Genomic DNA, 14481 nt, shown 5'->3' with positions numbered 1-14481 from the left:
GGCCCCGGAAACGCGCGAACGGCGGGTGCCGCGGAGCGTGTTCGCTCCGCGGCACCCGCCGCGTCGGACGGCCCCCGAGAGGGGCGGTGGTCAGGCCTTCCCGGCCTTACGGGGCAGCAACTGCACGAGCAGCGCCACCAGGACGCAGATGCCGGCCTGGACGTACAGGCTCAGCATGAACCCGTCGCCGTAGCCCTGCGCCGACGGGTGCTCCCCCGCCTCGCCGAAGAAGACCACGCCGATCACCGCGATGCCCAGGACGTTGCCCATCTCCTGGCCGGTGGAGAACACCCCGGAGGCCGCGGCGGCGTGCTCGGGCGCCACGCTCTCCAGGACCAGCGAGGTGAGCGGGGCGACGACCAGGCCCATGCCGAAGCCGCAGACCACCATCACGGGGATGCACCAGGCGACCGAGCCCGTGGTGCCGAGCTGCGACGCCGTCTGCGCGAAGGCGATGTCGCCCGCGGCCACCACCATGGCCCCCAGCGTCAGCGCCTGCCGCCCCAGCCTCGCGGCGAACTTGGGCGCCATGGCCGAGGCGACGAAGAAGCCGAGCCCCAGCGGCACGAAGAGCAGCCCCGACTCCAGGGCGGAGGCACCGCGCCCCTGCTGGAGGTAGAGCGCGAGGACCAGGAAGAAGGACGCCATCACCGAGAAGTAGACGAGGATGGCGACCGACCCGACGCTGAAGGCGCGGTCGCGGAAGAGGCCCGGGCTGACCAGCGGCGACTTCCCGCGCGCCGCGAGCCGCCGCTGGCTCGCCCAGAAGGCGCCGAGCAGCGGGACCGCCGCCGCCATGCAGAACCAGGTCCAGACCGGCCAGTCCTCCTCGCGGCCGATCACGAGCGGCAGCACCACGGCCGTGAGCCCGGCGGTGACCAGGACGACACCGGTCCAGTCGAGCCCGGTGCGCCCCTCCGACTTCGACTCCGGCACCAGCTTCGGGGTGAGCGCGAGGACGAGCACACCGATCGGCACGTTGATCAGGAAGATCGAGCGCCAGTCCGAGCCGAACAGGTCGGCCTGGATCAGCAGGCCGCCGATGAGCTGCCCGAAGACCGCCGCCGCGCCGAGCGCGATGCCGTACGCGTTGAACGCCACCGCCCGGTGCTTGCCGGAGTACGCGGTCGTCAGGATGCCGAGCACCTGCGGGATGACCAGCGCCGCCGCCGCGCCCTGGACACCGCGGGCGACGATCAGCTCGGTCATGTTCTGCGCCAGGCCGCAGGCCAGCGAGGCGACCGTGAAGAGCAGCACGCCGATCGAGTAGACCTTGCGCCTGCCGTAGATGTCGCCGAGCCGGCCGCCGGTGATCAGCAGGGCGGCCAGGCCGATGGTGAAGGTGACGGCGATGAGCTGGATCTCCGCCGCCGTGGCGTGCATGTTCGTCTGGAGCGAGGGGATCGCCACGTTGACGATGAAGAAGTCGAGGTTGGTGATGAAGAGGCCGGCCAGGACGACCAGGAGCGCCCCGTAGGAGGGCTTGGCCGCCGCGGCCCCTTCCGGTGGCGGCGCGGCCTCTGGCGCGACGGCACTTGGGACGTCCACGCTCGTGATTTCCGCTTCGGTGGTCATGACCGGCCTTCCTGAATCGTTCCCCGTCGAACCGGCCGCCCCGCGGGCGGCCGGCGGTTCAGCGATCCGCCGCGGCGACCAGCCGCTGGAGTCGCTGGGCGAAGTGCGTGGTGACGGCCTCGGCGTGGCTGTCGATGTAGAAGTGGCCGCCCGGGTACTCGCTGTGCCCCAGGTAGTCGGGGCTGCGCCCGGCCCAGTGCGACATGGCGTCCGGGTGCTCCTGGAGCGGGTCGGACCTGCCGCCGTAGGAGACCAGCGGGCAGGCGGTGCCCGCGCCGTCGTCGACGTACTGGGCGGCGACCCGCAGGTCGGCGCGGAGCGCGGGGACGACCAGGGCGAGCATCTCGGGGTTGTCGTAGACCTCGGCGGGGAACGAACCCAGCTTCTTGATCCACTCGATCAGCTCGGCGTCGGGCATGCGGCTCTGCTCCTCCGTCGGCTGGAAGAAGCCCTCCGGCGACCAGCCCGACATGCCGACGAGGGTCGGCGAGGGGCCGGACTCGGCCTCCATGCGGATGGTGAGGCGGAACGCGAGCTGCGCGCCGAGGCAGTGCCCGAAGAACGCGAAGGGCCGCTCGTCCAGGTCGTCGAGCACCGCCTCGTGCAGCGCGTCGAGCAGCGGGTCCCAGTCCTCGTACGTCATCTCGTCGCGGCGGTTGTGGCGGCCCGGCAGGGTCACCGCCTGCGGGGCGATGTCGGCGGGCAGCAGCCGCTCCCAGTCGCGGTAGATGATGGCGCCGCTGCCCGCGTGCGGCAGCATGAAGAGCCGCACGGAGGCGTCCGGGGACGCCTCGACGGGCTGGAACCACTGTCCCGCGCTCGACATCTCCTGGCCCAGGGCGGCGGTGGCGGTGGCGTTGCTCACGAGTGTGTACTCCCTACGGTCGTCTGCTCCCCGATGGCGCGCACCGCGGGCAGCAGCACCTCGGCGATCTCCTTCAACTGCGGCTCCGGGTCGAGCGAACCGACCCGGATGACCAGGTGCTTCGCGCCCGCGCGCACATACGCGCCGAGCCACTCGGCGCACTGCTCCGCGCTGCCCCAGCCGTAGGCCTGGATGGCCGACATCTGCTCCAGGGAGCGCCCGTAGTAGTGCTCGATGTAGTGCTCCAGCTCGGCCTTGGCCGCCGCCTCGTCACGGTTGACGGTGACCGTCGCGTACAGCGCGGGCGTCACCGCGCCGGGGGCGCGGCCCGCCTCCTCGGCGAGCTCGGCGATGCGGGCGCGGGCCCTGCCGTACGCCTCGGCGTCGGGCAGGAACGGCAGCCAGCCGTCGTACTTCCGGGCGACCCTGGCGAGCACCTTGGGGGTGTCGCTGCCGGCCAGCCAGAGCGGCGGGCCGCCGGGCGAGGCCGGCTTCGGCAGCCGCTCAAGGCGTTCGGCCTGCCAGAACTTCCCCTCGAAGCCGGAGGGCTGCCCCTCCTCGCCGGCGCGCCAGGCGGTGCGCCACAGCGCGGTGATCTCGTCGAGGCGTCCGACCCGGCCCGCGAAGGACGCCCCCACGGAGGCGAACTCCTCCTCGGTCTCCGGCATCGGGAAACCCGAGCCGAGACCGAGGACGAGACGGTCGGCGGCCACGTGGTCCAGGCTGGCGATCATGTTGGCGCCGATCAGCGGGTGGCGCAGTGCGGGGGTGAGCGCCGCCGTGCCGACCGTGATCCGCCGGGTGGCGGCGGCCGCCGCGGAGAGCACCACCAGCGGGTCGAGGCGCGGCCGTGCGGTGAGCGAGTCGCCCGCCCACAGCGAGTCGAAGCCGAGGTCCTCGGCCTGCCGCGCGAAGTCGAGCAGCGGGGCTGCCGCGTAGGTGCCGTTGATGGCCTGCTCCCGGGTGGGCAGCAGGACGCCGATGCGTAAGGGCCCGGCCGTGGACTGCATGGGGGTACTCCGTTTCGTCGGGCGGGGGTGGGTGTCCGGTGGGTGCGGTACGGAGGTGTGGTTCTGGTGGTGCGGTCCTGGGGTGGCGCGTCAGACGCGCTGGGGCTGCTGGGCCGCCCGTGCCGAGGCGGGGCGCTGCGCGGGCAGCGGCAGGCGGGCGGGGGTCCCTGCGGACTCGGCGGTGAGCTGCTCGCGCACCGCGCGGCGCAGGATCTTCCCCGAGGGGTTGCGCGGCAGGTCGTCGGCGAAGTGGAAGGCGCTCGGGATCTTGTAGTCGGCGAGCTTGCCGCGCAGGGCGAGCAGGAGTTCGCGGGGCTTGACCGCGGCGCCGGGCCGCAGGACGACGACGGCGTGCACCGCCTCGCCCCAGCGTGCGTCGGGCAGTCCGACCACGGCGGCGTCGGAGACGGCCGGGTGGGCGGCGAGGGCCTTCTCGACCTCGGCGGGGTAGATGTTCTGCCCCGCCACGATGATCGTGTCGTTCATGCGGTCCCTGAGGTACACATGGCCGTCCTCGTCGAGGTAGCCGGCGTCGCCCATGTGCAGCCACTCCCCCACCATCGTGCGCTCGGTGGCCTCGGGGAGGTTCCAGTAGCCGAGCATCTTCGAGGGGGTGCGGACGCATATCTGGCCGGTCTCGCCCGGCGGCAGCGGCTCGCCGTCGGGGCCGATGACCTTCACCTCGTTGCCGGGGCAGGGCCTGCCGACCGACCGGAGGAGCCCGGTGCCGGGGCGGTGGGCCTCGGGCGGCAGGCACACCGCGACGCTGCCGGTCTCGGTGCTCGCGTAGATCTGCGCGAACTCGCAGCCGAACACCTCCAGGCACCGGGTCAGGAGGGTCTCCGACATCGGCGCGGCACCGTAGGCGATCTTGCGCATCGAGGCGAACGCCTCGGGGCCCGCGCCGCGTTCGGCCATCATCATCTGGAGCATGGCGGGCGCCGCGAAGGTGATGGTGACCTTGTGCTCTCGGATCAGCCGCACGGCCTCCTGCGGGATGAACTGCGGCATCACCACGCTGGTCGCGCCCGCGTTGAAGGTGTGCATGAACCAGCCGATGCCGGCGATGCCGAAGCCCGGCAGGGAGATCAGGCTGACGTCGTCCGGCAGCCAGTCGAGCCAGTCGACGCCGTGCTCCCGCATCGCGGCGGGCAGCGTGAAGAAGCTCCGGTGGGGCAGGACCGCGCCCTTGGGCAGGCCGGTGGTGCCGCTGGTGTAGATCTGCACCACGGCGTCGTCGGGTCCGGTGCCCGGCTCCAGGTCGGTGGTGGGGTGGTTGGCGTACCAGGCGGGCAGGCCGGTGCCGCGCGCCGGCTCGCCCTCGCTGTCGGTGCCGTCGACGCGGACGACGGTGCGCAGCCCCGGGAGGTGCGGCTTCACGCGGTCCGCGGTGTCCCAGAACTCGTCGTCCACGAAGAGCAGCACGGCGCCCGAGTCGCGCAGGATGTGGTCCACCTCGGCGCCGGTGAGGCGCCAGTTGACCGGTACGAGGACGGCTCCGGCCTTCGCGCAGGCCAGGATCGTGAGGTAGTAGTTCTCCGACTCGCGGCCCAGGTAGGCGACGCGGTCGCCGGTCCCGATCCCCGCGTCGCGCAGGGCGTGGGCCGCGCGGTTGCTGTCCCGGTGCAGCTTCGCGTACGTGGTGGTGCGGTCCTCGCAGATGATCGCCGCGTGCTCCGCGCGGCCCCCCGCGTGGGTCCGGGAGGTGCGCGTCAGCGTCCAGTCCCTGGTGGTGTGCTCTCTCACTGTGGTCTCCCCGTTGCGTAGGACATCTCGGTGGGTGTCGGAAAACGTGAGTGGATGTCGTGGGGGTGGAAATCGTGGGTGTTCACCGCCGGGCGGCGGGCAGGGGTGTTCCCGCCGACCGGAGGTGTTCACGGGTGCTGCTGCGCGGCCGGGGCCAGGCGGCCGTCGAGGAACTCGGTGAGCCTGCGGACCGTGGGGTGGTCGAAGGTCAGCGAGGCCGGCAGCGGCAGCCGGAACAGCGTCTCCAGGCCGCCCTTGACGGTCTGGGCCATCAGCGAGTCGAGGCCGAGCGAGACGAACTCGGCGTTCTGGTCGAGGTCGTCGCCGTCGTCCATGTGCAGCGCGCCCGCCACCTGCTCGCGCACCACCGCGGCGATCACGGCGGTCCGCTCGGGCTTCGCCAGGGCCACGAGCGCGCCCAGGTCGATGCCGGTGCCGTCCGCGCCCGCCTGGTCCTGCCGGGCGAGCCGGTCGTAGAACGCGTCGTCCACACCGCCGCCGGACACATAGCGCCCCCAGTCGAACTCGCCCACCACCCGGCGGCTGCCGGGCCGCTGCCAGAGCCGGGCCAGGGTGTCCAGGGCCCGGGTGGGCGAGAAGAAGCGGACGCCGCTGCGGTCGATCTCCGCCGCGAGCTGCTCGTCGAGGCGGGCCGACATGCCGACCCGCGCCCACGCGCCCCAGTTGACCGAGAGGCCGGGCAGCCCCTTGAGGCCGCGCCACTCGGCGAGGCTGTCGAGGCCCGCGCTCGCCGCCGCGTAGTGGCCCTGGGTGGCGCCGCCGAGCACGGAGGCGATCGAGGAGTAGGTGACGAAGAACTCCAGCTCGGGGAAGGAGGCCTCGGCCGCCTCGTGGAGCAGCCAGCCGCCGTACGCCTTCGGGGCGAGCTGGGCGTCGATGGACTCCCAGGTCAGTTCGGCGATGAGGCGCTTGTCGAAGGAGCCTGCCGCGTGCACGACGCCGCCGACGGGAAGCGGGCCTGCCGCGAGCTCGTCGGCGAGGCGCCGCACGTCCCGCGCGTCGCTCACATCCGCTCGTACGACGGCGACCTCGGCCCGTTCGGACAGCTCGGCGAGCACCTGCGCGGCCTCTTCGGTGGCCTTGCCGCCGCGGCTGACCAGGGTGAGGTGCCGGGCGCCCAGGGAGACCAGCTTGCGGGCGGTGACCAGGCCGAGGCCGCCGAGGCCGCCGGTGACGAGATACGTGCGGTCCGGGCGGACGCGGGCCGGGGCGGGCTCCGCCTCGGGGCTGCCGGGCACATCGACCCACACCTCGGTGCCGGTGTCCGCCGCCGCGGTGCGCAGCGCCTCGCCGATCTCGTCCAGACGGAACGCCGTCGCCGGGGACCGCTCCTTGCCGGCCGCCGCTCCGGGGACGAGTGCCACCGCGGACGCGGGCACGGTGAGGGTGGCGCGCAGGGCGCCGTCATGGCGTACGTGGACCTCGTCGCCCGCGGTGAACGCCGCCTCGGCGCCCGCCGCCAGGACGGTCCCCACGGCCAGCGAGCCGAGGATCGGCCCGGTGCCGCCGGTCTCCTCGCCCTCCAGGGCGGTACGGGCGTCCGCCGCGGTCAGGGCGACCGAGGCGACCCGCACCTGGACCTCGCCCGCCGCGGGGGCGCGGTCCTCGACGGGCGCCAGGTAGAGGTCGGAGAGGTCCCCGGAGCCGGGGGTGTGCAGGGCGAAGCCGCCGGGCCAGGTGCGGGTGGCGTCGCCGGGCAGCAGCCTGCGGACGTAGCGCCCGCCGGCCCGGTGCGCGACCTGGTACTCGCCGGGAGCCTCGGCCCGGCACTCGTCGAACAGTGCCGCAAGGCCGCCGCCCCGCTCGACGTCGACCAGGGTCGTCCGGTACTGCGGGGACTCGGTGAGCAGGACGCGGCCGAAGCCCCAGAGGGTGGCGGCGGCGAGGTGGGCGCCGTCGCCGGGGCGGTCGCCCGGCAGCCGCTGGGCGCCCTCGGTGACCAGCCAGAGCCTCGGCGGGCGCTGCTGCGTGGCCGCGTCGAGGACGGTGACAAGGCCGAGCAGCTCCCGGTAGTTGCGCTCGCACTCGGCGCGCATCAGCTCGGCGGACATGGCGCCGGCCTCGGGCCGCCAGAGCCAGCAGACGTCGGTGACGGAGGTGTCGTCCAGGGCGGTCTTGAGCGTGGCGAGGTCGGCGACGGGCGTGACCCGCAGCGTGCCCTGGCCCGCGTCAGCCGTGCCGCCGATGAGCAGCGCATGGCGGGGCGTGGTGTCGTCGAGGGCGGGCAGCGCGCGGCGCACCCACTCGGGGCGGTGCAGGAACTGCCGCTGCCCGGCGGGGCCTTCGGGGCGGGTGAGCAGGACGCCGCCGAGTTCGAGGACGGGGCCGCCGCCGTCGAGGACCAGGATGTCGGCGAGGCGCCTGTCCCGTTCCGTGCGGACGCGGGCGACCACGCGCAGCCGCTCGCCGCGGGGCTTCTTGAAGTGCCGTACGGAGGCGATCTCCCGGGCGTGGAAGACGGGGCCCTCGGGGTCGAGGGCGACGGCGGCCTGGAGCGCGGCCTCGACCAGCTCGGCGGGCACCTGCTCGACGGCGGTGGTGCCGCGGCACTCCAGCTCGCCGGAGGCGACGCCGTCCTGGTGGCGGGCGGCGCCGAGCAGCACCCTGGCGCGCGGGCCGTGCGGACGGCCGAGCGAGGCGAGGTCGGTGTAGAGGTCCTCGGCGTCGCTCCCGAGGACGGCGGCTTCGAGGGTGAGGCCCGCGAGGTCCGGCTCGTCCTGCTCGGGAGCGGCGGCGAGCACGGCGGTGGCGTGCACGCGCTCCCCGGCCTCTTGGTCCTCGCCCGCTTCGGCGCTGGTCAGGACCGTCACCTCCGTATCGCCGCCGGCGCCCGGGGTGAGCCGGGTGGTCAGCGTGAGCGGGGTCTCGGCCGTGAGGGTGAGCGGTTCGAGCAGCCGCAGTCCGCGGACGGCGGCGCGGGTGTGCCCGTGCACGGCGTCCTGGAGGGCGAGCAGCAGGTCGACGTAGGCGCCGGCGGGCAGTGTCGTACGGTCGCCGTCGGCGAAGTCGGCGAGCGCGCCGAGCTCCTCGACGGTGAACTCCGCGGTGAACTCCCTTGCCCCGGCGTTCCCTTCGCGCCGGACCTCGGTGCCGAGCAGCGGGTGATGGGCCGTGCCGCCCTGCGCGCCGCCCCTGCGCGGGGTCACCGAGGGCAGCCAGTAGCGCTTGCGCTGGAAGGCGTAGGTGGGCAGGGCGAGCTTGGCCGGTACGGCACGGCCCTCGTGGTAGCCGGCCCAGGAGACCGGGAGCCCGGCGGCGTAGTACTCGGCGAGGGCCCGCAGCGTGGTGTCGCCGCCGCGGTCGCGCCGCCGCAGGCTGGCCAGCCACAGGTGGTCCTCGACGGGCAGCGAGCGCTGGGCGAGCGCGGTCAGCGCGGTCGAGGGGCCGATCTCGACGAGCGCGTGGCGTCCGCGCTTGGCCACCGCGCGGATGCCGGAGAGGAACTGCACGGGCTCGCCGATGTGGCGCACCCAGTAGTCGGGGGTGCCGATGTCGCGGAAGCGGGCGAGCTTGCCGGTGACGTTGGAGATCAGGCTGATGGCCGGTTCGCGGAAGGTGATGGCGTCCAGGGCGGCGCGGAAGTCGTCGTACACCTCGGCCATCTGCGGCGAGTGGAAGGCGTGCGAGACGGCGAGCTGGTCGACGCGCAGGCCCTTGGCGGCCAGTTCGGCGCTGACCTGCGCGAGCGCGTCCGAGGCGCCGGAGATGACGCACTGGTCGGGGGCGTTGGAGGCGGCGAGCGCCAGGCCGGGGTGGGCGTCCAGGAGCGGCAGGACGTCCTCGGCGGGGGCGGCGACCGCGGCCATGCCGCCCTCGGCGCGCACCGCCTGCATCAGCCGGGCCCGCGCGGCCACCAGCGTCACGGCGTCGGGGAGGCTGAACAGTCCCGCGACGGCGGCGGCCGAGGCCTCGCCGATGCTGTGCCCGATCAGCACGTTCGGGCGGACGCCCCAGGAGATCCAGAGCTGCGCGAGCGCGTACTCCAGGGTGAACAGGGCGGGCTGGGTGTACTCGGTGCGGTCGATCGCCTCGGGGTCCTCGGCGGTGCCGATGACGAGGTCCCGCACCGAGCGGTCCAGGTGGGCGGAGAAGAGGCCGTCGCACGCGTCGACGTGGCGGCGGAAGACCGGGAAGCGCTCGTAGAGGGCGGCGCCCATGCCCGCGTACTGCGCGCCCTGCCCGCTGAACATGAAGGCGATCTTGCGGATGCCGGACGGGCCCTGGTGGTCGCGGTCGGCGGCCTTGTCCAGGAGCTTGGTGAGGGCGGTGCGGTCGGTGACCGGGCCCGCGATGCGGTACGGGTGGTGGGTGCGGGCCACGTTGCCGGTGTAGCAGAGCCCGTCGACCGGCAGGCCGGGGTCGTCGGCGAGCAGTTGCCGGTAGCCGGCCACCTGCTCGCGCAGCGCGGCAGCGGTCTTGGCGGAGAGCGTGAACATCGGGGTCGCGGGGGCTTCGAGCTCCCCGGTGTCCCGGTCCTTCGCCCCCGTGGGCGGCTGTTCCAGGACGACCGCGCCGATGGTGCCCGCGAACCCGAAGCTGTTGACGACCGCGCGCCTGACCGGCGCCTTCCACGGCTCGCACGCGGTGGGCACCCGCACCGGGTACAGGTCCCAGGGGATGCGCCCGGAGGGGGTGTCGAGGTTGAGGTGCGGGTAGATCGTGGCGGACCGGATCTGGAGGACCGCCTTGATGACGCCGACGATGCCGGAGGCGGGCTCCATGTGGCCCAGGTTGGTCTTCACCGAGCCGACGAGCAGCGGGTCGCTCTTGGTGTGCGAGCCGGCGAACGTGTCGCCGATGGCGCCGAACTCGATGGGGTCGCCCAGCGGGGTGCCGGTGCCGTGCGCCTCCACGTACTGGATGTCCTCGGGGGCGAGCGCGGCGGCGGCGAGCGCGCTGCGGATGACCTTCTCCTGGGCGGGGCCGTTGGGCACGGTCAGGCCCGCGCTGTCGCCGTCCTGGCCGACGGCGGTGCCCCTGACCAGGGCGAGGACGGTGTCGCCGTCCCGGGTGGCGTCCGAGAGCCGCTTCAGGACGACGATGCCGCAGCCCTCGGCGCGGGCGTAGCCGTCGGCGGACTCGTCGAAGGTCTTGCACTGGCCGTCGGGCGACAGCATCTGCGCGTTGGAGAACATCACGGGGATGCGGGGGTGGTGCAGGGCGTTGACGCCGCCGCAGAGCGCGATGTCGGTCTCGCCGGCGCGCAGCCCCTGGACGGCGACGTGCAGGGCGGCGAGCGAGGACGAGCAGGCCGTGTCGATGCTCATGCTCGGGCCGCGCCAGCCGAGGAAGTAGGAGAGCCGCCCCGAGAGCGGGAACATGGTGATGCCGGAGGCGAGGAGGCCGTCGAGCTCCTCGTAGGGCAGGGAGTCCAGTTCGAGGGCGTAGTCGATGGAGCTCGCCCCGATGTAGACGCCGCCGTTGCCGCGGCGCAGCGGCGCCGGGTCGATGTTGGCGTGCTCCAGGGCCTGCCAGGCGGTTTCCAGCAGCATGCGCTGCTGGGGGTCCATGTACTGCGCTTCCTTCGGGGAGATGTTGAAGAAAGACGCGTCGAACCGGTCTATGCGGTCGAGGAATCCACCGGACGTGGTGTGAATCTTCCCCTTGTCGTCCGGGCTCTGCGGTGTGAAGGCTTCGACGTCCCACCGGTCGGTGGGAATGGGCCCGATGCCCGAACGGCCCTCGCGCAGGAAGGTGTCGAATTCGTCCAGCGAATTACTGCCGCCGGGGAATCGCAGGCCAACGCCGACGATCGCGATCGGCTCGGGCGCCCGGCCGGACACCTGGTTCTTCTCTGATTCCTCGTGCGGCATTCCGCGTCTCCTTCTGTCCGGGACCCTGGGGATCAGTCGGTGCCGGGTATCGCGCCGGCCATGCGGTGGGACGGGTCGGACACCGCGTCGACGAGGTGGTCGAGGAGGCGGCTGACCGTGGGCTCGTTGAAGAGCACGTTGGCGTTGATGGAGACGCCGAGGACGTCCTCCAGGGTCTGCCGCAGCTCGGTGAGTTTCAGCGAGGTGAGGCCGAGGTCGAAGTAGCTGATGTCGAGCGGCAGGTCCTCGGTCTCGTCCATGAGCAGGCTCTCCCTGAACCTGCCGACGAGGATCCGCTCCAATTCCTCGGCAAGCTCGGCCCGCGGAAGTTCGCGGAATTGCTGAAGTGTCATGTGTAGGGGAGACATGCGGACATGGAAGCAATGACCCCTGACGCCTCACTGACGTCGCGCGCGTACCCATCACGCCCGTCACTCAGTCTTCGGCGCACCCACTGAATACAGGGTTGGCTCAATAGATTCGCCTTTTCGGCGATCAGCACCGTGTCAGCGCGGAGTCAGATGCTGCTGCCACGATCGAGATGCTTCGCAAGAGCTCACCGGATCGGAAAGCACTCGGAGATACCCCACCCCGAAAGGCTGGATATGCTGCGCGGCGCCATACAGGAGGAAAGTGCTCCGGCACATTCCGACCTCAAGAGCTATGACCTCTATATCGCGGGCAAGGACGTCGCCGGTGACGGGTGGGTCTACACCGTCAGCGGACGTTCGCTCCTCGAAGACGTGTTCACCAGCGTGAGCCTCAAGCGCACCCTGGAGCAGGACCCCGAATCCGACGCGGCCAACCACCCGTACGTGGTGGGACGGTGCGCGATCGCCGACGACTCCGCCATCGACATGGCGACCCAGGCCGCCGCGGCGGCGGCCCCGGAGTGGGCGGCCGTCCCGCAGGAACGGCGGATGCGCCTCGGCACCCGGTTCCGCGAGGAACTCATCAAGCACCAGGACGAGTTCCTGGCCATGCTGGTCGCCGAGTCCCACCCGGTGAAGCTGGCCCGCTGGGAGCTGAGCTGCCTCCTTCAGATCTACGCCCCCGGCAGCCTGCGCTGGTACACCAAGCAGATGCGGGTCGAGAAGGAGTACGGCGGCCGCAAGCTGATCCTCCAGCGCCAGCCCGACGGCGTCGTGGCCTTCAACCCGCCGCAGAACGCCCCGCTGCCCAGCGCCGCGCTCTCCGTGCTCGCCCTGATGGCCGGCAACGCCGTGGTGGTCCGGGCCCCCCGCAGCATCGCGCTCTCCACGATGTGGCTGCTCCGTGACATCGTTGCCCCGATCCTGGAGGAGTTCGACGCACCGCCCGGCGTCCTGAACGCGGTCTGCAGCAACCCGAAGCAGACCATCGACCGCTGGGTCGCCGACCCGCTGATCAACGACATCTTCTACATCGGCGGCAGCCAGGAAGGCCTCCGCTTCGAGCAGGCCTGCGTCGCCAACGGCAAGAAGCCCATCCTCGAACTGGCCGGCAACGACGGCATCGTGGTGTGGAAGGACGCCGACGTGAAGTGGGCCGCGGAGGCCATCACGGAGTCCTTCTTCGGCTCCGGCCAGATCTGCATGGTCCCCAACTACGTCCTGGTCCACCCGGCCGTCGCCGACCAGCTCATCGCCGAGGTGAAGGAGCAGGTCAAAGCCATCAAGCCGGGCTTCCCCGAGGAGGAGGACGTACTCCTCTCCCCGGTGCGCCGCAGTGAGCGCTTCTTCCGCCTCCTGCGCCAGGCCCTGGACAACGGCGCCGAGCTCGTCACCGGCGGCAACCGCACCGAGCTCGACGGCACGCCCTCGGAGACCGGCGTCTTCCTCCAGCCCACCGTCGTCCGGGTGGACGGCCTCGACCGGGCCCGCACCTACGACGTGGTGCGCGAGGAGACGTTCTTCCCGCTGATCCCGGTCATCGTGCCGGAGACCGACAACGACGACGCGCTCCTGGAGGACTTCCTCCGCTTCGTCAACTCCAACGAGTACGGGCTGCGCAACTCCCTCTGGTCGCGCTCCGACCACGTCATCGACACCTTCGTGCGCCGCGTCGTCAACGGCGGCCTGCTGAAGGTCAACGACTCCCACATCGGCTTCCTGCCGTACCTGCCGAGCCACGGCGGCACCGGCCGCACCGGCGGCGCCTTCGGCGAGGCCAACTACCCGATGCTCAAGACCTCCCACGTGCAGGGCGTCAGCATCGCGCGCGACGTCAGCCCCTACGACGCGGTCTTCGGCGCCTTCGACGACTGAACAGCCCCTTCTCCCCACTCTCCGGAGGTTCTGACGTGCGTTCCCTCGAAGCCGCTCGGGCCGTCTCCGAGCGCTACCACCCCGGCCTGCTCAAGGAACTGGAAGAAATCCCCTACACCGAGCGGGAGAAACCGGGCAGCCCCATCATCGACCTCTTCCGCATCCACGGCGGGGTCGGCCTGCTGATACCCGAGGAGTACGGCGGCCACGGCGCGGCCCCGCTGGACGCGATGCACACGCAGTTCGCCCTCGGCTCCCTGTCGCCGTCCCTCGCCGCGGCCGTCTCCATGCACCACTTCACGGTCGCCATGCTGTACTCCCTGGCCACCGCCAAGGGCCGGCTGACCGAAGCCCAGAGCGACCTGCTGCGCCGCATCGTCCCCCAGCAGCAGGTCATGGCCTCCGGCTGGGCGGAGGGCCGCACCGAGCAGAACATCCTCACCCCCTCGGTGACCGCACGTCCCGTCGAGGGCGGCTTCCTGCTCTCCGGCTCCAAGAAGCCGTGCAGCCTCGCCCACACCATGAGCCTGCTCACCGCGAGCATCGCCATCCACGGCCTGGAGGGCGACCCCGAGCTCGCGCTCGCCCTGGTCCCCTCCGACGCCCCCGGCCTCTCCGTCCACTCCTTCTGGGGCAACCAGCTGCTCGCCGGCGCCGAGAGCGACGAGGTGCGCCTGGAGGACGTCTTCGTACCGAAGGACATGGTCGTACGGGCCGGGGCGGACGACCCGCGCCGCCTGGACGACCTCCAGACCGCCGGGTTCGTCTGGTTCGAGATGCTCATCACCACCGGATACCTGGGGGCCGCCGCCGCCCTGGTCGAGCAGGTGCAGGAGCGCAAGCGCGGCTCGGTCCAGGAGCGCGCCGCACTCGGCGTCGAGCTGGGGGCCGCCCTGTCGCTGCTCGAAGGCGTGGCCCGCGCGATCGGCCCCGAGCCGGGCGACGAGGCGTCGGTGGCCCGGGTGCTCGTCGCCCGCTACGCCGTGCAGAACGCGCTGCCCCGCATCACCTCGCAGTCCCTCGAACTCCTCGGCGGCCTGGACTTCATCCGCTCCTCCGACCACGCCCTTGCGGCGGCCGCCGCGAGCGCCATCGCCTTCCACCCGCCGGGCCGGGGCGCCGCCGCCGAGCCGCTCCTGCGCTACTTCGACGGCGGCCCGCTGGTCCTCGCCTGACCCGCAGCCCCACATCCGCACCCGCTTCCT

Annotated in this window: 8 protein-coding genes; 2 read left to right on the top strand and 6 right to left on the bottom strand. The window is 72.5% G+C overall.

The genetic code is table 11. The features are described 5' to 3' along the window. Positions 1 to 90: 90 nt before the first annotated feature. The 6 genes from ACRAKF_RS24960 to ACRAKF_RS24935 all read right to left on the bottom strand — a co-directional run bounded on the left by ACRAKF_RS24960 (position 91) and on the right by ACRAKF_RS24935 (position 11383). Positions 91 to 1575 carry an MFS transporter gene (locus ACRAKF_RS24960; RefSeq protein ID WP_447039708.1) on the bottom strand — a complete coding sequence of 495 codons (1485 nt, stop codon included), beginning with the start codon at positions 1573 to 1575 and terminating at the stop codon, positions 91 to 93. Positions 1576 to 1633: 58 nt separating this feature from the next. After that, on the bottom strand, positions 1634 to 2401 hold the full coding sequence (locus ACRAKF_RS24955; RefSeq protein WP_447042153.1) for a thioesterase II family protein: 768 nt from the start codon (positions 2399 to 2401) through the stop codon (positions 1634 to 1636). A 35-nt stretch (positions 2402 to 2436) separates the two neighbouring features. Next, the gene (locus ACRAKF_RS24950) at positions 2437 to 3450 is read right to left on the bottom strand and encodes an LLM class flavin-dependent oxidoreductase (protein WP_447039707.1); all 1014 of its coding nucleotides are present in this window, start codon (positions 3448 to 3450) and stop codon (positions 2437 to 2439) included. 90 nt (positions 3451 to 3540) lie between these two features. Then, entirely contained in the window at positions 3541 to 5196 is a 1656-nt protein-coding gene (locus ACRAKF_RS24945; RefSeq protein ID WP_447039705.1) for a fatty acid--CoA ligase, read from the bottom strand. Between the two features lie 128 nt (positions 5197 to 5324). Further along, positions 5325 to 11030: a type I polyketide synthase gene (locus ACRAKF_RS24940; protein ID WP_447039704.1), complete on the bottom strand. Its 5706-nt coding sequence runs from the start codon at positions 11028 to 11030 to the stop codon at positions 5325 to 5327. Between the two features lie 32 nt (positions 11031 to 11062). Beyond that, a complete protein-coding gene (locus ACRAKF_RS24935) occupies positions 11063 to 11383 on the bottom strand; it encodes an acyl carrier protein (protein ID WP_447039702.1) in 321 nt (106 codons plus the stop codon). Positions 11384 to 11635: 252 nt separating this feature from the next. On the opposite strand from ACRAKF_RS24935, the gene ACRAKF_RS24930 reads away from it, so the two are divergent. After that, a complete protein-coding gene (locus ACRAKF_RS24930; protein WP_447039701.1) occupies positions 11636 to 13276 on the top strand; it encodes an aldehyde dehydrogenase family protein in 1641 nt (546 codons plus the stop codon). A gap of 35 nt (positions 13277 to 13311) precedes the next feature. Continuing rightward, on the top strand, positions 13312 to 14451 hold the full coding sequence (locus ACRAKF_RS24925; RefSeq protein ID WP_447039700.1) for an acyl-CoA dehydrogenase family protein: 1140 nt from the start codon (positions 13312 to 13314) through the stop codon (positions 14449 to 14451). Positions 14452 to 14481: the final 30 nt, after the last annotated feature.

This window comes from Streptomyces sp. DSM 118878 (genome assembly GCF_052936595.1).
Note: the sequence above shows the minus strand (reverse complement) of the source record. Positions and strands in the feature narration are given on the sequence as shown.